Genomic DNA, 18,599 nt, shown 5'->3' with positions numbered 1-18,599 from the left:
GGCACTGGCACCGCTCAGGTTCCCCTACCCGCACCGCCAAGCAAGGCGACCACCGGGATAAAGAAGATCACTTGTTCACGTCGCGGACCGCGCCGTAGGACGCCGAGGTGGCGAGCTTGGCGTAGGCGCGCAGCGCGGTGGTGACCTTGCGCTCGCGGCCGACCGGGTGCCAGGGGTTCTCGCTGGCCTCCATCTTGGCGCGGCGCTCGGCCAGGACCTGCTCGTCGACCAGCAGCTCCAGCTTGCGCTCGTGGACGTCGATGAGGATCTGGTCGCCGTTCTCGACCAGGCCGATCGTGCCGCCGCCCGCGGCCTCCGGCGAGATGTGGCCGACCGACAGACCCGAGGAGCCGCCGGAGAACCGGCCGTCGGTGATCAGCGCGCACTTCTTGCCCAGGCCGGAGCCCTTGAGGAACGCGGTCGGGTGCAGCATCTCCTGCATGCCGGGACCACCGGCGGGTCCCTCGTAGCGGATCACCAGCACCTCACCGGGCTGGATCTCCTTGTTCAGGATCGCCGAGACCGCCTGCTCCTGGCTCTCCAGCACGCGGGCCGGGCCCTGGAAGTGCCAGAGCTCCTCCTCGACGCCGGCCGCCTTGATGACCGCGCCGTCGGTGGCCAGGTTGCCCTTGAGCACGGCCAGTCCGCCGTCGACGGTGTAGGCGTGCTCGACGTCGCGGATGCAGCCGTTGGCGGCGTCGGTGTCCAGCGACGACCAGCGGTTCTCGGTGGAGAACGCCTGCGTGGTGCGCACCCCGCCCGGGGCGGCGTGGAAGAGTTCGAGGGCCTTCTCCGACGGCGATTCGCCGCGCACGTCCCAGGTCGACAGCCACTCGGTCAGGCTCGCGCTGTGCACCGAGGCCACGTCGCGGTGCAGCAGGCCCGCGCGGTCCAGCTCGCCCATGATCGCGCTGATGCCGCCGGCCCGGTGCACGTCCTCCATGTGGTAGTCCGAGTTCGGCGCGACCTTCGACAGGCACGGCACGCGGCGGCTGGTCTCGGCGATGTCGTCGAGGGTGAAGTCGATCTCGCCCTCCTGCGCGGCGGCGAGGGTGTGCAGCACCGTGTTGGTGGAGCCGCCCATCGCCATGTCCAGCGCCATCGCGTTCTCGAAGGCCTTCTTGCTCGCCACCGAGCGCGGCAGGACCGTCTCGTCGTCGTCCTGGTAGTAGCGCTTGGCGATGTTGACGACCGTGCGCCCGGCCTCCTGGAACAGCTCGCGGCGCAGCGCGTGGGTGGCCAGCGTCGAGCCGTTGCCCGGCAGCGCCAGGCCCAGCGCCTCGGTCAGGCAGTTCATCGAGTTCGCGGTGAACATGCCGGAGCAGGAACCGCAGGTCGGGCACGCGGAGCGCTCCACCTCGGACAGGCCCTCGTCGTCGATCGCCGAGTTCGCCGAGGCCGAGATGGTGGTGATCAGGTCGGTCGGCGCGTGCGCGACGCCCTCGACCACGACGGCCTTGCCGGCCTCCATCGGCCCGCCGGAGACGAACACCGTCGGGATGTTGAGCCGCATCGCGGCGTTGAGCATCCCCGGGGTGATCTTGTCGCAGTTGGAGATGCACACCAGCGCGTCCGCCTGGTGGGCGTTGACCATGTACTCCACGGAGTCGGCGATGATCTCGCGCGAGGGCAGCGAGTAGAGCATGCCGCTGTGGCCCATCGCGATGCCGTCGTCGACGGCGATGGTGTGGAACTCGCGCGGCACGCCCCCGGACTCGCGGACCGTCTCGGCCACCACGTCACCGAGATCGCGCAGGTGCACGTGCCCGGGCACGAACTGGGTGTAGGAGTTGGCGATGGCGACGATCGGCTTGCCGAAGTCGTCGTCGGTCATGCCGGTGGCGCGCCACAGCGAACGGGCGCCGGCGGCATTCCGGCCGTGAGTCGTGGTTCGGGAACGCAGCTGGGGCATTTGGGAGACCTTCTTCGATTCCAGGCTCGTGGTGCGGATCAGTGCCGAGCGCGGAGGCGGAGCTTCGACGCGATCGGCCCATCCCGCTGACATCGCCTTGTGGGCGCTAAGCGTGGTGGTGTGCTCGTGACCCTACTCCTCCGAACAGCGCGGTTGACCACGCATGTCGTCCGGATTACGCGGCGGGGGCCGGTGTCAGCCCTCGTCGGAGGACTCGGCGGTGGGGTCCGGGAGGTGTCCCCTGGACACCAGGGCGATCGCGGGGAGATCGCGCGGGCGCACGTTGGGCAGCGTGACCTCGCCGCCCTTGGTGGTGCTGGCGCGCACCTGGGACTGCTTGACGATGGCCAGGCCCTGCAACGATTCCCACGGCAGGGTGCGGCCGCTCACCAGGCCGCGGACCTTGATCCGCTCGGCGTCGACGGTGGTGCGCGGGCGCAGCACGAGCCACAGCAGGGCGAGCGGGATGAGGAAGACCAGCGGGCCCAGCGGACCGGAGGTGGTGGCCAGCGGCACCGCGCAGGCCGCGACCGCGAGCACGGCCAGCAGCGACACCCGGGGAACCCGGAAGTTCAGCGACTCCGGGATGTCGAGCGGCTGCTCGTCCTGCCCCGATTCGTCCTGCCCCGTCTCGTCCTGGGCCGCCTCGGTCTGGCCCGTCTCGTCCGGGGCCTTCTCCTCGGGGTGGGATTCGGTGCTCTGCTCGGCGGCGTCGTCGTCCCGCCCGGCGTCGTGGGGTGTCTCGCTCACGCCTCGATGGTCTCACCTGGCCCGATCCGGTTGAACGGGCACCGCTTTCCCGCCCGCTGGGACGAGGGGAGCGGCGCGCATCACACCGGCCGGAAATCGAGCCGAGACGGCATTGTTGAACTGCGGAAACCACGGAACGGCAAGATCGAGGTAGCCCGAACGGGTGCCCAGCATCCGAGACGATCGTCCCGGATGGTTTGACGCGGCGCTCCCGATCCCATTAACGTCCTGGCCATGCTGCGACTGCACGACATTCTCGTACTTCCCCGGCGCGTCGACGCCTGAGGAAGTACCGCAGCGTCGACGCGCCAACCCTCGTCGGGCCATTGTGTGGCCTGCGGGGGTTTTTTCGTGTCCGGTCCCACTCCCAACCACCGAGGTTGACCCGATGACCAGCGCCAATACCAGGCAGAATCCGGTCCCGGCGCCCCCGCCAGGACGCCGACCCAAGCCCGCGCCGCCCAGCGGTGCCCCGGTGAAGATGACGGGTGCGCAGGCGCTCGTGCGCTCGCTGGAGTCCGTGGGTTGCGAGGTCGTCTTCGGGATTCCGGGTGGCACCATCCTCCCGTCCTACGACCCGCTGCTCGACTCCGAGAAGGTCCGGCACGTGCTGGTGCGCCACGAGCAGGGCGGCGGGCACGCGGCGACCGGGTACGCGCAGGCCACCGGCAAGGTCGGGGTGTGCATGGCGACCTCGGGTCCGGGTGCGACGAACCTGGTCACCCCGCTCGCCGACGCGCACATGGACTCGGTCCCGGTCGTGGCGATCACCGGTCAGCAGGCCACCGGCCTGATCGGCACCGACGCCTTCCAGGAAGCCGACATCTGCGGCATCACGCTGCCCATCACCAAGCACAACTTCCTGGTCACCGACCCCGAGGACATCCCGCGGATCATCGCCGAGGCGTTCTACATCGCCGCCAGCGGCCGTCCCGGACCGGTGCTGGTCGACATCCCCAAGGACGTCCAGCAGGCCACCATGTCCTTCTCCTGGCCGCCGGAGATGAAGCTGCCGGGCTACCGGCCGACCAGCAAGCCGCACGGCAAGCAGGTCCGCGAGGCCGCGAAGCTCATGGTCGAGGCCAAGCACCCGGTGTTCTACGTCGGTGGTGGGGTCATCAAGGCCGAGGCGCACGACGAGCTGCGCAAGCTGGCCGAGCGGACCGGCATCCCGGTGGTCACCACGCTCATGGCGCGCGGCGCGTTCCCGGACTCGCACCCGCAGCACCTGGGCATGCCGGGCATGCACGGCACGGTCGCGGCGGTGGCCGCGATGCAGCGCTCCGACCTGCTGATCGCGCTGGGCGCCCGGTTCGACGACCGGGTCACCGGGCAGCTCTCGTCGTTCGCGCCGGACGCCAAGGTCGTGCACGCGGACATCGACCCGGCCGAGATCTCCAAGAACCGCTACGCCGACGTGCCGATCGTCGGTGACTGCAAGGACGTCATCGCCGAGCTGACCGACGCCTTCGAGGCCGCCGAGGCCGAGGACGGCACCGCCGACCTCAAGCCCTGGTGGGAGATGCTCGACGACATCCGCGGTCGGTTCCCGCTGGGCTACAGCGAGCCCGACGACGGCAGCCTGTCGCCGGAGTACGTCATCGAGCGCCTGGGCGCGATCGCCGGCACCGACGCGATCTACGCCGCGGGCGTGGGCCAGCACCAGATGTGGGCCGCGCAGTTCATCGGCTACGACAACCCGCGCTCCTGGCTCAACTCCGGTGGCCTGGGCACGATGGGCTACGCGGTCCCGGCCGCGATGGGCGCCAAGGCCGGTGAGCCGGACAAGGTCGTGTGGGCGATCGACGGCGACGGCTGCTTCCAGATGACCAACCAGGAGCTCGCCACCTGCGCGATCGAGGACATCCCCATCAAGGTCGCCGTCATCAACAACGGCAACCTCGGTATGGTCCGGCAGTGGCAGAACCTGTTTTACGCCGAGCGTTACTCACACAGCGACCTCGGCACCCACAAGCACCGCATCCCGGACTTCAAGCTGCTCGCCGACGCCTACGGGTGCGCAGGCCTGCGGTGTGAGTCCAAAGAGGACGTCGACAGCGTCATCCAGCGGGCTATGGAGATCAACGACCGACCGGTCGTGATCGACTTCGTGGTGGGCAAGGACGCCCAGGTGTGGCCGATGGTGGCCGCGGGCACCGGCAACGACGAGATCATGGCGGCACGCGGGATCCGCCCGCTTTTCGAGGAGGACGAGGCGTGACTAGGCATACCTTGAGCGTGCTGGTCGAGAACGTGCCCGGTGTCCTCGCCCGGGTGAGCGGTCTCTTCTCGCGGCGCAGCTTCAACATCGAGTCGCTCGCGGTCGGCCCGACCGAGCACCCGGAGATCTCCCGGATGACGATCGTGGTCGCCGTCAGCGACCAGCCGCTGGAGCAGGTCACCAAGCAGCTCAACAAGCTGGTGAACGTGATCAAGATCGTGGAGCTGGAGGACGACGCCGCGGTGCAGCGCGAGCTGCTGCTGGTCAAGGTCCGCGCCGACTCCTCGGTGCGCAGCCAGGTCCTGGAGACCGTGCAGCTGTTCCGCGCGAAGGTGGTCGACGTCTCGCCCGAGGCGCTGACGATCGAGGCCACCGGCACCGCCGATAAGCTCGACGCGTTGCTGCGAATGCTGGAACCCTACGGCGTCCGCGAGATGGTGCAGTCGGGAACGATCGCGATCGGCCGAGGCCCCCGCTCCATCACGGCCACCGCAGTGCGCTGACAACCGGCGACCCCGCCACACAGGGCCCACCAGGCTCATGAGCTAGCGGTTGCCAGCCACGGCCGACAACCGATGAAGTCCCGAAAGGAAACGCTGAATCACCATGGCAGTTGAAATCTTCTACGACGCGGACGCGGACCTGGGCATCGTGCAGGGCCGCAAGGTCGCCGTCATCGGCTACGGCAGCCAGGGCCACGCCCACGCGCTGAGCCTCCGGGACTCGGGTGTGGACGTGCGGATCGGCCTGCCGGAGGGCTCGAAGTCCCGCGCCAAGGCGGAGGAGGAGGGCCTGAAGGTCCTGACCCCGTCCGAGGCGTCGGCCGAGGCCGACCTGATCATGATCCTGGCGCCCGACACCAAGCAGCGCGAGATCTACGCCAACGACGTCGCCCCGAACCTCAAGCAGGGTGACGCGCTGTTCTTCGGCCACGGCTTCAACATCCGCTACGGCCTGATCCAGCCGCCGGCCGACGTCGACGTCGCGATGGTCGCGCCGAAGGGCCCGGGTCACCTGGTCCGCCGCCAGTTCGTCGACGGCAAGGGCGTGCCGTGCCTGATCGCCGTCGAGCAGGACGCCTCGGGCAGCGCCCAGGCCCTGGCGCTGTCCTACGCGGCCGCCATCGGCGGTGCCCGCGCCGGCGTCATCAAGACCACCTTCAAGGAGGAGACCGAGACCGACCTGTTCGGTGAGCAGGCCGTCCTCTGCGGTGGTGCCTCCGCGCTGGTGCAGAACGGCTTCGAGGTGCTGGTCGAGGCCGGTTACCAGCCGGAGATCGCCTACTTCGAGGTCCTGCACGAGCTCAAGCTGATCGTGGACCTGATGTGGGAGGGCGGCATCGCCGGTCAGCGCTACTCCTGCTCCGACACCGCCGAGTACGGCGACCTCACCCGGGGCCCGCGCGTCATCGACTCGCACGTCAAGGAATCGATGCGCAAGGTGCTGGGCGAGATCCAGGACGGCACCTTCGCCAAGGAGTGGGTGGCCGAGGACGAGTCGGGTCGCCCGAACTTCACCAAGCTGCAGGCCGAGGGCAACGCCCACCAGATCGAAGAGGTCGGCAAGAAGCTGCGCTCGCTGATGTCCTGGACCAACAAGTGAGTTGATCGCGGGGCGCTCCCAGCGCTCGGCAGCCGTGTTCCGCGTGGCCCGGTGAAACCTTGTGAAAGAGGTTTTACCGGGCCTCGCGCGTCGCGGGTGTGGTGGGTAGGTTTCCGCCGGGCGGGTCTCCCACAACGGGATATCGCTAGGAGTGAGGGATACGGTACGCATCGTGAGTGCAGAGAACGAGATCGTCGACGACAAAGCGCACATTCGTGACCAGCTGGACTTCTCGGTCGCAGAGTGGATCACGAGCACCGACGATCCGGACGAACCGGGCGTGGAGATCGCCTTCGTCGACGGTTATATCGGGATGCGGAACGGGGCGGATCCGGAAGGGCCGGTTCTCGTTTTCACCCCCGAGGAATGGGACGCGTTCGTCGCGGGAGCCAAGGACGGCGAATTCGACGAACCGTGAGTCCGGCCGCCGCTCGGGTCTCGTGCCGTCGGGGAGGGCGGTGCGGGCCCGTTCGGGTGGCGATCGCATTTCTCGCACTCTGGAACGGAAGGCCCTCGCAGGGCGGGTGATCTGCGAGAATGCTGGAAGAGCGGGCGGTACCGAGGAGTTGGATCGAGCGGTGATCCGAGCTACACCCTTGTGAACGCTTTCTCAATCTCCCGTTAAACTCCCAACGTCCGGGCACATCGTCGTGCCGATCGTGATCTTCCAGCTTGGAGTTCGCCCGTGACCAACGCAAGCCGTCCTGTCGTACTTCTCGCCGAGAAGCTGGCCCCGTCCGTGATCGACGCCCTCGGCGAAGAGGTCGAGATCCGCAACGTGGACGGCACCGACCGTCCGGCGCTGCTCGACGCTGTCGCCGACGCCGATGCGCTGCTGGTCCGTTCCGCAACCAAGGTCGATGCCGAAGTCCTGTCGGCCGCCAAGAACCTCAAGGTCGTCGCCCGCGCCGGCGTCGGGCTCGACAACGTCGAGGTCCCCGCCGCCACCGAGCGCGGCGTCATGGTGGTCAACGCCCCCACCTCCAACATCGTCTCCGCCGCCGAGCACGCCATGGCGCTGCTGCTCGCGGTCGCCCGCAACGTGCCGCAGGCCGACGCGAGCCTGAAGGGCGGCGCCTGGAAGCGCAGCTCCTACGGCGGCGTCGAGCTCAACGGCAAGACCATCGGTGTTGTCGGCCTCGGCAAGATCGGGCAGCTGTTCGCCGCCCGCGTCGCCGCCTTCGGCACCAAGCTCATCGCCTACGACCCCTACGTGTCGCCGGCCCGCGCCGCGCAGCTGGGCATCGAGCTGGTCTCCCTGGAGGAGCTGCTCACCCGCGCTGACGCGCTGTCGATCCACCTCCCGAAGACCGCGGAGACCCTGGGGCTCATCGGTGCCGAGGAGCTCAAGAAGGCCAAGCCGAACCTCATCATCATCAACGCCGCCCGCGGTGGTCTGGTGGACGAGGACGCGCTGGTCGAGGCCCTGCGCAACGGCACCATCGCCGGTGCGGGCATCGACGTGTTCAAGTCCGAGCCGATCACCGACAGCCCGCTGTTCGAGCTGGACAACGCCGTGGTCACCCCGCACCTGGGCGCCTCCACCGCCGAGGCCCAGGACCGGGCGGGCACCGACGTGGCCAAGTCGGTGCGGCTGGCGCTGCGAGGCGACTTCGTGCCGGATGCGGTCAACGTCCAGGGCGGCGCGGTCGGCGAGGAGGTCCGCCCGTACCTGTCGCTGACTCAGAAGCTGGGGCAGCTGCTGGCCGCGCTGCAGGGCGGCACCCCGAGCTCGGTGACCATCGAGGCCCGCGGCGAGCTCGCCGACGAGGACGTCTCGGTGCTGCAGCTCGCGGCGCTGCGCGGCGTGTTCTCCGGCGCGGTCGAGAGCCAGGTGACCTTCGTCAACGCTCCGCAGCTGGCCGAGGAGCTGGGTGTTCAGGTCGAGGTCAAGACGACCTCGGAGAGCCCGAACCACCGCAGCGTCGTGTCGCTGCGCGCGCACATGGCCGACGGCACCACCTCGGTCGTCTCGGGTGCCCTGTCGGGCCCGAACGAGGTGGAGAAGCTGGTCGAGGTCAACGGCCGCCACTTCGACCTGCGGGCCGAGGGCAACGTGTTGCTGCTGGAGTACCCGGACCGCCCTGGCGTGATGGGCAAGGTCGGCACGCTGCTGGGCGAGGTCGGCGTGAACATCGAGGCCGCCACGGTCAGCCAGACCACCGAGCGCTCGGAAGCGATCATGCTGCTGCGCGTGGACCGCCCGGTCGAGCAGGGCGTGCTGGAGCCGATCGGGGCCGCCGTGGGCGCCCGGATCGTGCGCACGGTCAGCTTCGAGTGAGCGGGTTTTGAGCGCGCAACGAGGTGTCGCTGCGTAGGTGCTCGACGCCGAGTTCGCACGCTGAATAACTCGGAAGCGTGAAGAGGGGTCGTTCCATTCTCTGGGACGGCCCCTCACGCGTACCTGGACCGAAACAGTGCTTCACCCATCTGGGTGTCCCACAGTTCGGGACTTATCATCCACTTGGTGGGCCCGGCGTGCCGTGCCGCGCGGCCATGCCGGTAGCCTTCGGCTCAACAGTTCGAGCCCCGCAGTTCGGGGTGGTTCTCGGGAGGTGTGTAGATGCGGCTCGCTGTGATCCCCGGCGACGGGATCGGGCCGGAGGTCGTTGCCGAGGCACTCAAGGTGCTCGGCGAGGTGGTGCCGGATACCGAGATCACCCGTTACGACCTCGGCGCCGCTCGCTGGCACGCGACGGGGGAGCTGCTCCCCGAGTCCGTGCTCGGCGAGCTCCGCCAGCACGACGCGATCCTGCTCGGTGCGGTCGGCGACCCGTCGGTGCCCAGCGGCATCCTGGAGCGCGGCCTGCTGCTGCGGCTGCGCTTCGAGCTCGACCACCACGTGAACCTGCGCCCCGCGCGGCTCTACCCGGGCGTGAAGAGCCCGGTGGCCGACCCGGGTGAGGTCGACATGGTCATCGTGCGCGAGGGGACCGAGGGCCCGTACGCGGGCAACGGCGGCCTGCTGCGCAAGGACACCACGCACGAGATCGCCACCGAGGTCAGCATCAACACCGCGTTCGGCGTCGAGCGGGTCGTGCGCGACGCGTTCGCCCGCGCCGCCTCGCGGCCGCGCAAGCACCTGACCCTGGTGCACAAGACCAACGTGCTCACCCACGCCGGCTCGTTGTGGTCGCGCGTGGTCGAAGAGGTCTCGCTGCAGTACCCGGACGTCACCGTGGCCTACCAGCACGTCGACGCCACCACGATCCACATGGTCACCGACCCGGGCCGGTTCGACGTGATCGTCACCGACAACCTCTTCGGCGACATCATCACCGACCTCTCCGGCGCGATCACCGGTGGCATCGGCCTGGCGGCCAGCGGCAACATCGACGCCACCCGCCGCAACCCGAGCATGTTCGAGCCGGTGCACGGCAGTGCCCCGGACATCGCCGGGCAGGGCGTGGCCGACCCGACCGCCGCGGTGCTGTCGATCGCCATGCTGCTCGACCACGTCGGGCTGACCGAGGCCAGCAAGCGCGTCGAGGCCTCCGTGGCCTTCGACCTGGCGACCCGCGACCACTCGTCGCCGGGCGCCACGTTCGCCATCGGCGACCGGCTGGCGGCGCTGGTGTCCTCCCGCGAGGTGGCGCCCCAGCCCTGATGTTCTTCCCGCTCGAAGGGCGTCTTCCCCGTGGGGAAGGCGCCCTTCGGCTTTTCCGGATCGTGAGAAGTCCGTCGCGTTCGATGGACATCGGGGCGCGAGGTGTGCAGCATGGGGTCGTGGCTCTCCGCAGTGTGATCATTATTGGCGAGCGCGTCGGGTAAACATCTCCGCATCCCGACGCGCTGACCTCTCGCATCCCGCGGGGGGTCTTTTTTGTTGCCCGCTGCAAGTCCACCCCGAACCGACCCCTCTCGACGGGAGACGATCCAGTGACCCGCACCCACCCGGCAGGCACGCCCCTGGGCGATGACTTCCACGTCTACGACACGACGCTGCGGGACGGCGCGCAGCGCGAGGGGATCTCGTACTCGGTGACCGACAAGCTCGCCGTGGCGCGTCTGCTCGACGGGCTCGGCGTCGGGTTCATCGAAGGTGGTTGGCCCGGAGCGCTTCCCAAGGACACCGAGTTCTTCCACCGCGCGGCGCAAGGGGAACTGGAGCTCGACCACGCCGCTCTCGTCGCGTTCGGCTCCACCCGCCGAGCCGGGTCCACAGTGGAGGAAGATCGTCAAGTCGCGGCACTGCTGGATTCCGGCGCTCCGGTGGTGACGTTGGTGGCCAAATCGGACCGCAGGCACGTCGAACGCGCGCTGCGCACCGACGTCGCCGAGAACTGCGCGATGGTCGCCGACACCGTCCGGTACCTCGTCGAGCACGGCAGGCGCGTGTTCCTCGACGCGGAGCACTTCTTCGACGGCTACGCATTCGACCCCGACACCTCGCTGCGCGTGCTCGACGCCGCCGCCGGTGCCGGAGCCGACGTGGTGGTGCTGTGCGACACCAACGGCGGTCAGCTCCCGTTGCAGCTCGCCGAGACGGTCGAGGAGGTCATCGCGCGCACGGGCCTGCGCGTCGGCATCCACTGCCAGGACGACACCGGGTGCGCGGTGGCCAACAGCGTCGCCGCCGTGCAGGCCGGCGCCAGCCACGTGCAGTGCACCGCCAACGGCTACGGGGAGCGCGCGGGCAACGCGGATCTGTTCGCGGTGCTGGGGAATCTCGGGGCGAAGCTCGGCAAACCCGTGCTGCCGGAAGGGAAACTCGCCGAGCTGACGCGGGTTTCGCACGCGCTGGCCGAGATCGCCAACCTCGCCCCGGACACTCACCAGGCCTACGTCGGGCACTCGGCTTTCGCGCACAAGGCGGGTCTGCACGCCAGCGCGATCAAAGTGGACCCCGAGCTCTACAACCACCTCGACCCGGTCGATGTCGGCAACGACATGCGGGTCCTGGTGACGGAGATGGCCGGTCGCGCCAGCCTGGAGCTCAAGGGAGCCGAGCTGGGGCTGGAGCTGTCGCCGGAGGCCGTCGGCGATGCCGTGCGCAAGGTCAAGGAGCTGGAGGCGCGCGGCTGGTCCTTCGAGGCCGCCGACGCGTCGCTGGAACTGCTGCTGCGCCGCGAGAGCGGCGACGCGGCGCTCGACGCGCCGTTCGAGCTGGAGTCCTACCGGGTGCTGCTCGACCACCGCGACGACGGCGAGGTGGTGTCCGAGGCGACCGTGCGGGTGAGCGTGTCGGGGGAGCGGGTGATCGCCACCGCCGAGGGCAACGGTCCCGTCAACGCCCTCGACGCGGCGCTGCGCCAGGCCCTCGTGCCGCGCCTGCCGTGGCTGGAATCGGTTGAGCTGGCCGATTACAAGGTCCGCATCCTCGTCGACGAACCCGGCACCGACGCGGTCACCCGCGTGCTGGTGGAGTCCCGCGACGGCGAGCAGGAGTGGACCACCGTCGGCGTGCACGCCAACATCGTCGAGGCCAGCTGGCTGGCGCTGTCCGATGCGCTGAGCTACAAGTCGTTGCGCCGGAACGTGACCGCTGCCTCGCGCTGAACCCCCGAATGCGGTGGTGGGCGCGCGTGGCCGAGTATGTTGGGCGGAGTCCACAGCAGATCGTGCGGAGGTTTTGTCTTGCGGTTGGCTCGTGTCGCCCACTCTGACGGGGTGTCCTTCGTGGCGCTGGAGCCGGATCCGGCTGCGCCGCGCGAGAAGATCGTCGCGGTCGAGATCGACCAGCACCCGTTCGGCACGCCCACGTACACGGGTCGCAAGTGGCCGATGGCCGACGTGCGGCTGCTGGCGCCGATCCTGCCGAGCAAGGTGATCTGCGTCGGCAAGAACTACGCCGACCACGCCGCCGAGATGGGCAGCGAGGCGCCGGAGAACCCGCTGATCTTCATGAAGCCCTCGACGTCGGTGATCGGCCCGAACTCGCCGATCAAGCTGCCGCCGAACTCCGAGCGGGTGGACTTCGAGGGCGAGCTGGCCGCGATCATCGGCCAGCCCTGCAAGGACGTCCCGGAGGCTCGCGGCACCGAGGTGCTGCTGGGCTACACGATCGCCAACGACGTCACGGCCCGCGACCAGCAGAAGGCCGACGGGCAGTGGACCCGCGCCAAGGGCTACGACACGTTCTGCCCGCTGGGGCCGTGGATCGACACCGAGATCGATCCGTCGGACCTGTCGATCCGCACCGACCTGGACGGCGAGGTGCAGCAGGACGGCCGCACCTCGCAGCTGGTGCACGGCATCGGCGGCCTGGTCTCGTGGGTCTCGCGGATCATGACGCTGCTGCCCGGCGACGTCATCCTCACCGGGACCCCGGCCGGCGTCGGCCCGATGACCGACGGCCAGAAGGTCACCGTCGCCATCGACGGCCTCGGCGCCCTCACGAACCCCGTCCAGAACGCCTGACTTCCCGCCCCCACGTGGTCACCTTCGGGTGGCGATGTGGGGCAGTGGACAGTTTTAGCCAGAACCGCCCGGGCTTGATGTCCCTTTTGTCCGGTCAATTGTGGCTAAAACTGTCCACTGCCGAGCTCACGCGCCCCGCAGCGCGCTCCCCTGGAGGGCGTCGCGGGGTGGGCGCTCGCGGAGCGCGCCGTAGGCGAGGAGGTAGGGCGGGAACCGGCGGAGGTAGGGCACGCGCGAGATCGCGCGCACCGGGCGCGGCAGCCGGGCCGAGTCGCCGAGGTCGACCTCGCCGCGCAGCGCCGGACCGACCACGTTCTCGTGGACCAGCCGCTGGAATCCCTGGATCAGCACCGTGGTGAGCCAGCGGCGGCGCTGGATCGCCGCCACGTGCCTGCGGCGCAGCCGTCGCTCGCGCAGCGGGCGGGCCAGGTGGCGGGCCGCCGCGACCGCGTCCTGCACCGCGAGGTTGATGCCCACGCCGCCGACCGGTGACATCGCGTGCGCCGCGTCCCCGATGCACAGCAACCCCGGCACGTGCCACTTGCGCAACCGGTCCAGCGTCACGTGCAGCAGCTTCACGTCGTCCCAGGACCGCACCAGCTCCCGGTCGCCCAGCCACGGGATCTCCCGCCTGAGCTGGGCGTTGAAGTCCTCGACCGGCTCCGACCGGCCCTCGCCGTCGGTGCCCTTGTGGATGATCGAGGCGACCTGGAAGTAGTCGCGCCGGTCGATGAGCACCTGGAACGCCCGCGTGCGCAGCACCCCGACGATGCCGCTCGGGTCGCCCTCCTGGCGCGGCAGGCGGAACCAGCGGACGTCCATCGGAGTGGGGAAGTCCCGCAGCTCCAGCTCCGGCAGGTCGCGCACGAACGACTTGCGGCCGTCGCAGGCCACCGTGATGTCGGCGCGCAGCTCCCCGGTCTCGCCCGAGGCGGTGCGGTAGCGCACGCCGCGCACCCGGCCGCCCTCCCGGATGAGCTCGGTGGCCTCGGTGTTCATCCGCAGCCCGAACGTCGGCTCGGCCTTGCCCTCCTCGGCGAGCATGTCCAGCAGGTCCCATTGCGGAACCATCGCGACGTAGTTGTACTTGATCCGCAGCAGCCCGAAGTCGCCCATCGTGAACAACGCCCCGTCCGGCCCCAGCGGCAGCTGGATCTTGGTGATCCGGCTCTGCGGGAGCTGCTCGAAGCGCTCCGCCAGGCCGAGGTCGTCGAGCAGCTGCAGGGTCGAGGGGTGCACGGTGTCGCCGCGGAAGTCGCGCAGGAAATCGCCGTGCTTCTCCAGGACGACGACGTCGACCCCGGCCCTGGCCAGCAGCAGTCCGAGCACCATGCCGGCGGGTCCGCCGCCGACGACGCAGCAGGTGGTGCGCTCCATCGCGATCCCCTCCCGAGTTTTCAACGCCCGTTGAATAAACTCAGCATGCACCTACCGGGTGCCCCGGTCAAGCGCCTGGCTACGCTGAATCCGTTATGAGCACGCCAGAAGCCAGCACAGACGCAGCCAAGGAAGGGGCAGCGGGGCAGGTTCGCGCCCGCTTCTGCCCGTCGCCGACCGGAACGCCGCACGTCGGCCTGATCCGCACCGCCCTCTACAACTGGGCGTTCGCCCGGCACAACAAGGGCAAGCTGGTGTTCCGCATCGAGGACACCGACGCCGCCCGGGACAGCGAGGAGTCCTACCAGGCGCTGCTCGACGCGCTGCGCTGGCTGGGCCTCGACTGGGACGAAGGCCCCGAGGTCGGCGGCGAGTACGGCCCCTACCGGCAGAGCGAGCGGCGCGACATCTACACCGACGTCGCCCAGCGCCTGCTCGCCGCAGGGGAGCTCTACGAGTCCTACTCCAGCCCCGACGAGGTCGAAGCCCGCCACAAGGCCGCCGGACGCGACCCCAAGCTCGGCTACGACAACCACGACCGCGACCTCACCGACGAGCAGCGCGACGCCTACCGGGCCGAAGGCCGCAAGCCCGTGCTGCGCCTGAAGATGCCCGCCCGCGACATCACCTTCACCGACCTGGTGCGCGGCGAGATCACCTTCCCCGCGGGCAGCGTCCCCGACCCGGTGCTGGTGCGCGGCAACGGCGACCCGCTCTACACGCTCACCAACCCCGTCGACGACGCGCTCATGCAGATCACCCACGTGCTGCGCGGTGAAGACCTGCTGTCGTCCACGCCCCGCCAGATCGCCCTCTACGAGGCGCTGCAGCGCATCGGCGTCACCGGCTTCACCCCCGAGTTCGGGCACCTGCCGTTCGTCATGGGCGAGGGCAACAAGAAGCTGTCCAAGCGCGACCCGCAGTCCAACCTGTTCCACCACCGCGACCGCGGCTTCCTGCCCGAGGGCCTGCTCAACTACCTCGCGCTGCTCGGCTGGTCCATCGGCGACGACCGCGACGTGTTCACCCTCGACGAGATGGTCGAAGCCTTCGACATCTCCCGCGTGAGCTCCAACCCGGCCCGCTTCGACCAGAAGAAGGCCGACGCCATCAACTCCGCGCACCTGCGCGCCCTGGCGCCCGACGACTTCGTCGAGCGGATCGTGCCCTACCTCGTCGACGGCGGAGTGCTGCCCGCACAACCCACCGAGGAGCAGCTGGCCACCGTCCGCGCCGCCGCGCCCCTGGTGCAGGAGCGGCTCATCGTGCTCTCCGACGCCGTCGGCATGATGGGCTTCCTGTTCGCCGGCGACGACTTCCAGCCCGAGGAAGCCTCCGCGCAGAAGGCCCTCGGCGAAGACGCCCGGCCCGTCCTGGAAGCCGCCATCGGCTCGCTCGAAGCGCTCCCGGACTGGACCACCGCCGCCATCGAAGAGGCCCTCAAGGTCTCCGTCGTCGACGGCCTCGGCATCAAGCCGCGCAAGGCGTTCGCGCCCGTCCGCGTCGCCATCACCGGCCGCACCGTCTCGCCGCCGCTGTACGAATCGATGGAACTGCTCGGCCGCGACGTCTCGCTCACCCGGCTCCGCAAGGCGCTCGGCTGAACGAACCCGCGACACCACGACGCCGCCGCACCGCTCACCTGAGCGCGCGGCGGCGTCGTCGTCTCACCAGCGGAATCGTCCACCACGCGTCCGAGCCCGACTGCTAAGACGGAATGAGTCCCGCCGGTGGTTGCACAGTGTTCGCACTCCCACACCAGACTTCACTAGGTTGGCAGAGTCGGACGCGGTCCGTGAACGCCTAGCCTCTCGGGGTGACATCCGCGGCTGACGAATCGAATCCCCGCAATCCCGCCCAGATCAATCCGGCGCAGATCAAGGCCGTCTGCCTCGACATCGACGACACCTTGCTCGACAGCCGGAGCGCAGCGCGCAGCTCCCTCAGGGAGCTCCTCGGCACCGACCGGGCGTGGCCGGTGTGGCAGCGCACCACCGACCGCTACTACGGGCGATTCGTCACCGGGCAGCTCACCTTCGACGACATGTGCGTCGAACGCACCCGCGCCTTCTTCGCCGCCTTCGGCGAACGCATCGACCACGACGAAGCCCGCCGCCGCGAAACCCGGCGCATGGCCGCCATGCAACGCGCATGGGGCCTCTTCGACGACGTCGTCGACACCCTCGACTGGATGCGCGCCACCGGCCTCAAGCTCGCCGCCGTCACCAACGCCCCCGGCGCCTACCAGCGCAAGAAGCTCGCCGCCGTCGGACTCGCCGACGCCTTCGACGCCGTCGTCATCTCCGGCGAGATCGGCATCGCCAAACCCGACCCGCGGATCTTCCACACCGCCTGCGAACGCCTCGGCCTCCAGCCGAGCGAAGTCGCCCACGTCGGCGACCGGCTCAGCACCGACGCCCGAGGCGCCACCCGCGCCGGCCTCCGCGGCATCTGGCTCAACCGCGACCAGATCCCCGCACCCCGAACCCGCGACGCCGACGCCAGCGCCGCCGACTCCCATGACGCCGACACCCATGACGCCGGGGAAGTCGCGACCATCGCCGGACTCCGCGAACTCCCCGAACTCCTCGTCACCGAGATCGCCGCGCCCCACCTCGCCGACCTCGTCGGCCAAGCACCCTGAAAACGGCCCTTCACCTGCGGCAACCCCAAAAGAGGGGGGTGCCGGGAAGGGCCTCTCAACGGTGGTCTAATATATTCACCAACGCGGCGGACAGAAGTCCGGAGCCCGAACTCCCAGCGGAGATCGGAATTCCAGACAACTGGCCGTCGGTCACCATGGGGTATGGTGTAATCGGCAGCACGACTGATTCTGGTTCAGTTAGTCTAGGTTCGAGTCCTGGTACCCCAGCGAGCGGATCACTTCGGTGATCTCTCACGCGGTCCCGTCGTCTAGCGGCCTAGGACGCCGCCCTCTCAAGGCGGTAGCGCGGGTTCAAATCCCGTCGGGACTACAGAGGTGGGAGGCGTGTGCCTGCGGATTTCGCAGGCCGCGCCTCCTTCGTCATTGTATTGGGGGGTCGAACCCCCCAAGCCCCCCACGGTGCGGTGGTGGCGTGGGGAGTGCTCCTCGGTTGTCGTGGCGTTCCCGGCCTGGGTTGCCGACCAGCCATCCTCGGTTCCGTTCCGTTGCTCTGCTGCTCTGCGCTCCTGCTCTGCTGTGCTTCTGTTGCTCGGGCTTCGCCCCTCGGTTGGTTCTTTGCTTCTTTGCTTCTTGGCTGCGCTTCGCTTGCCTGCGGGTGTTGCTGTTGGGTTCGGTTGTTCTGTTCTCCTCCTTGCGTCTTTTGTTCTTTGGTCTTGGGCTCGTTGGTGCTCGGGGTTCCTGTTCTTTCCTTCTTGTCGTTCGGGTCACTCGGGTTGTTGTTTTTGCTGGTCTTGGGGTTGGGGTGGGGGGGTGTTCATGGGGGTTCGGGGGTGTTGTAAAGTTATGTTCGTTGCGCGGTCCCGTCGTCTAGCGGCCTAGGACGCCGCCCTCTCAAGGCGGTAGCGCGGGTTCAAATCCCGTCGGGACTACAACGCAGAGGGGCCTCCCGGTTCGCCGGGAGGCCCCTCTTCTCGTTCTCGCTCCTGCTCTTCTCCCGGGTCGCTCACAGCCTGTTCTGCAGGCCCTCCGCTGCTGCCAGCAGGTCCGCCGCCCACCTCGCACCCGGCCGCCTCCCCATGCGGTCGATGGGGCCCGAGACCGAGATGGCCGCGATGACCGTGCCCTGGGAGTCCCGCACGGGCGCTGAGACGCTCGCCACGCCCGCCTCCCGCTCCGCGACGCTCTGGGCCCAGCCCCTCCGGCGAACCTCCAGGAGCGTGCGCTCACCGAACACCGCCTCCGCGAGCACCGCGCGCTGCGTCGCCGGATCCGCCCACGCCGCCAAGACCTTCGCGCCCGAACCCGCCGTCATCGACAGCGGCGTGCCCACCGGCACCGTGTCCCGCAAACCGCTCGGCGGCTCCGCCGAGGAGATGCACAAGCGCTGCATCCCGTCCCGGCGGTACAGTTGGACGCTTTCCCCGGTGACATCCCGGAGTTTGGGCAGCACCGTGGACGCCGCCTCCAGCAGCGGATCCACCGCGCCGCCCGCCAGCTCCGCCAGAGCCGCGCCAGGCCGCCACCGGCCATCCGAACCGCGGCGCAGCAGGCGATGCGTCTCCAGACCCACCGCCAACCGGTGCGCAGTCGCGCGCGGCAGCCCCGTACGGCTGCACAGTTCCGCCAGGCCGCACGGCTCCTGAGCCACCGCCTGCAGAACGGCCACTGCCTTGTCCAATACTCCGATGCCGCTATGCTGTCCCACGTACCGATACTAACTTCCCGGCATCTGGGAAGTCCACTCTGTGGGAGAGGCCCCTTCCTCGGGTCTC

Annotated in this window: 14 protein-coding genes and 3 tRNA genes; 13 read left to right on the top strand and 4 right to left on the bottom strand. The window is 69.3% G+C overall.

What is annotated here, in order from left to right:
• Positions 1 to 67: 67 nt before the first annotated feature.
• Together ilvD and QFW96_RS08305 are read right to left on the bottom strand one after the other, a co-directional pair.
• On the bottom strand, positions 68 to 1,912 hold the full coding sequence (gene ilvD / locus QFW96_RS08310; RefSeq protein WP_281454965.1) for a dihydroxy-acid dehydratase: 1,845 nt from the start codon (positions 1,910 to 1,912) through the stop codon (positions 68 to 70).
• 195 nt (positions 1,913 to 2,107) lie between these two features.
• The gene (locus QFW96_RS08305) at positions 2,108 to 2,662 is read right to left on the bottom strand and encodes a PH domain-containing protein (protein WP_281454964.1); all 555 of its coding nucleotides are present in this window, start codon (positions 2,660 to 2,662) and stop codon (positions 2,108 to 2,110) included.
• Between the two features lie 388 nt (positions 2,663 to 3,050).
• Here QFW96_RS08305 and QFW96_RS08300 point away from each other — a divergent pair, with 388 nt between their 5' ends.
• The 8 genes from QFW96_RS08300 to QFW96_RS08265 all read left to right on the top strand — a co-directional run bounded on the left by QFW96_RS08300 (position 3,051) and on the right by QFW96_RS08265 (position 12,845).
• On the top strand, positions 3,051 to 4,883 hold the full coding sequence (locus tag QFW96_RS08300) for an acetolactate synthase large subunit (protein WP_281454963.1): 1,833 nt from the start codon (positions 3,051 to 3,053) through the stop codon (positions 4,881 to 4,883).
• The gene (gene ilvN / locus QFW96_RS08295; protein ID WP_093413489.1) at positions 4,880 to 5,386 is read left to right on the top strand and encodes an acetolactate synthase small subunit; all 507 of its coding nucleotides are present in this window, start codon (positions 4,880 to 4,882) and stop codon (positions 5,384 to 5,386) included. The genes QFW96_RS08300 and ilvN overlap by 4 nt, the downstream gene beginning before the upstream one ends.
• A gap of 103 nt (positions 5,387 to 5,489) precedes the next feature.
• Positions 5,490 to 6,485, top strand: coding sequence for a ketol-acid reductoisomerase (gene ilvC / locus QFW96_RS08290; protein ID WP_281454962.1), 996 nt, complete (start codon positions 5,490 to 5,492; stop codon positions 6,483 to 6,485).
• A gap of 172 nt (positions 6,486 to 6,657) precedes the next feature.
• Positions 6,658 to 6,903, top strand: a complete 246-nt coding sequence (locus tag QFW96_RS08285) for a DUF397 domain-containing protein (protein ID WP_281455172.1) — start codon at positions 6,658 to 6,660, stop codon at positions 6,901 to 6,903.
• A gap of 267 nt (positions 6,904 to 7,170) precedes the next feature.
• On the top strand, positions 7,171 to 8,766 hold the full coding sequence (gene serA / locus QFW96_RS08280; RefSeq protein WP_281454961.1) for a phosphoglycerate dehydrogenase: 1,596 nt from the start codon (positions 7,171 to 7,173) through the stop codon (positions 8,764 to 8,766).
• Between the two features lie 282 nt (positions 8,767 to 9,048).
• Entirely contained in the window at positions 9,049 to 10,092 is a 1,044-nt protein-coding gene (locus tag QFW96_RS08275) for a 3-isopropylmalate dehydrogenase (RefSeq protein WP_281454960.1), read from the top strand.
• Positions 10,093 to 10,364: 272 nt separating this feature from the next.
• On the top strand, positions 10,365 to 11,984 hold the full coding sequence (cimA, locus tag QFW96_RS08270; protein ID WP_281454959.1) for a citramalate synthase: 1,620 nt from the start codon (positions 10,365 to 10,367) through the stop codon (positions 11,982 to 11,984).
• A 78-nt stretch (positions 11,985 to 12,062) separates the two neighbouring features.
• Positions 12,063 to 12,845 (top strand): fumarylacetoacetate hydrolase family protein, encoded by a 783-nt coding sequence (locus tag QFW96_RS08265; RefSeq protein ID WP_281454958.1) that lies wholly within the window; start codon positions 12,063 to 12,065, stop codon positions 12,843 to 12,845.
• Positions 12,846 to 12,971: 126 nt separating this feature from the next.
• Here the strand turns inward: QFW96_RS08265 and QFW96_RS08260 are convergent, their stop codons facing one another.
• Positions 12,972 to 14,222, bottom strand: a complete 1,251-nt coding sequence (locus QFW96_RS08260; protein WP_281454957.1) for an FAD-dependent oxidoreductase — start codon at positions 14,220 to 14,222, stop codon at positions 12,972 to 12,974.
• A 95-nt stretch (positions 14,223 to 14,317) separates the two neighbouring features.
• Between QFW96_RS08260 and gltX the strand changes: the two genes are divergently transcribed.
• The 5 genes from gltX to QFW96_RS08235 all read left to right on the top strand — a co-directional run bounded on the left by gltX (position 14,318) and on the right by QFW96_RS08235 (position 17,756).
• Positions 14,318 to 15,826 carry a glutamate--tRNA ligase gene (gltX, locus tag QFW96_RS08255; RefSeq protein ID WP_281454956.1) on the top strand — a complete coding sequence of 503 codons (1,509 nt, stop codon included), beginning with the start codon at positions 14,318 to 14,320 and terminating at the stop codon, positions 15,824 to 15,826.
• Between the two features lie 212 nt (positions 15,827 to 16,038).
• Positions 16,039 to 16,866, top strand: a complete 828-nt coding sequence (locus tag QFW96_RS08250) for an HAD family hydrolase (protein ID WP_281454955.1) — start codon at positions 16,039 to 16,041, stop codon at positions 16,864 to 16,866.
• Between the two features lie 156 nt (positions 16,867 to 17,022).
• Positions 17,023 to 17,094 (top strand) — tRNA-Gln (locus tag QFW96_RS08245).
• Positions 17,095 to 17,124: 30 nt separating this feature from the next.
• Positions 17,125 to 17,197 (top strand) — tRNA-Glu (locus QFW96_RS08240).
• A 486-nt stretch (positions 17,198 to 17,683) separates the two neighbouring features.
• Positions 17,684 to 17,756, top strand: a tRNA-Glu gene (locus QFW96_RS08235).
• 74 nt (positions 17,757 to 17,830) lie between these two features.
• On the opposite strand, the gene QFW96_RS08230 is transcribed toward QFW96_RS08235, so the two are convergent.
• Positions 17,831 to 18,532, bottom strand: a complete 702-nt coding sequence (locus tag QFW96_RS08230) for an IclR family transcriptional regulator (protein ID WP_281454954.1) — start codon at positions 18,530 to 18,532, stop codon at positions 17,831 to 17,833.
• Positions 18,533 to 18,599: the final 67 nt, after the last annotated feature.

The organism is Saccharopolyspora ipomoeae (assembly GCF_029952525.1).
GTDB classification, from domain to species: domain Bacteria; phylum Actinomycetota; class Actinomycetes; order Mycobacteriales; family Pseudonocardiaceae; genus Saccharopolyspora; species Saccharopolyspora ipomoeae.
This window is presented reverse-complemented; position numbering and strand designations above follow the sequence as displayed.

Excerpts from the sequence above, each read along its gene's own strand:
- ilvD (WP_281454965.1), bottom strand. The coding sequence starts at position 1,912 with ATGCCCCAGCTGCGTTCCCGAACCACGACTCACGGCCGGAATGCCGCC.
- QFW96_RS08300 (WP_281454963.1), top strand. The coding sequence starts at position 3,051 with ATGACCAGCGCCAATACCAGGCAGAATCCGGTCCCGGCGCCCCCGCCA.
- ilvC (WP_281454962.1), top strand. The coding sequence starts at position 5,490 with ATGGCAGTTGAAATCTTCTACGACGCGGACGCGGACCTGGGCATCGTG.
- QFW96_RS08275 (WP_281454960.1), top strand. The coding sequence starts at position 9,049 with ATGCGGCTCGCTGTGATCCCCGGCGACGGGATCGGGCCGGAGGTCGTT.
- QFW96_RS08260 (WP_281454957.1), bottom strand. The coding sequence starts at position 14,222 with ATGGAGCGCACCACCTGCTGCGTCGTCGGCGGCGGACCCGCCGGCATG.
- gltX (WP_281454956.1), top strand. The coding sequence starts at position 14,318 with ATGAGCACGCCAGAAGCCAGCACAGACGCAGCCAAGGAAGGGGCAGCG.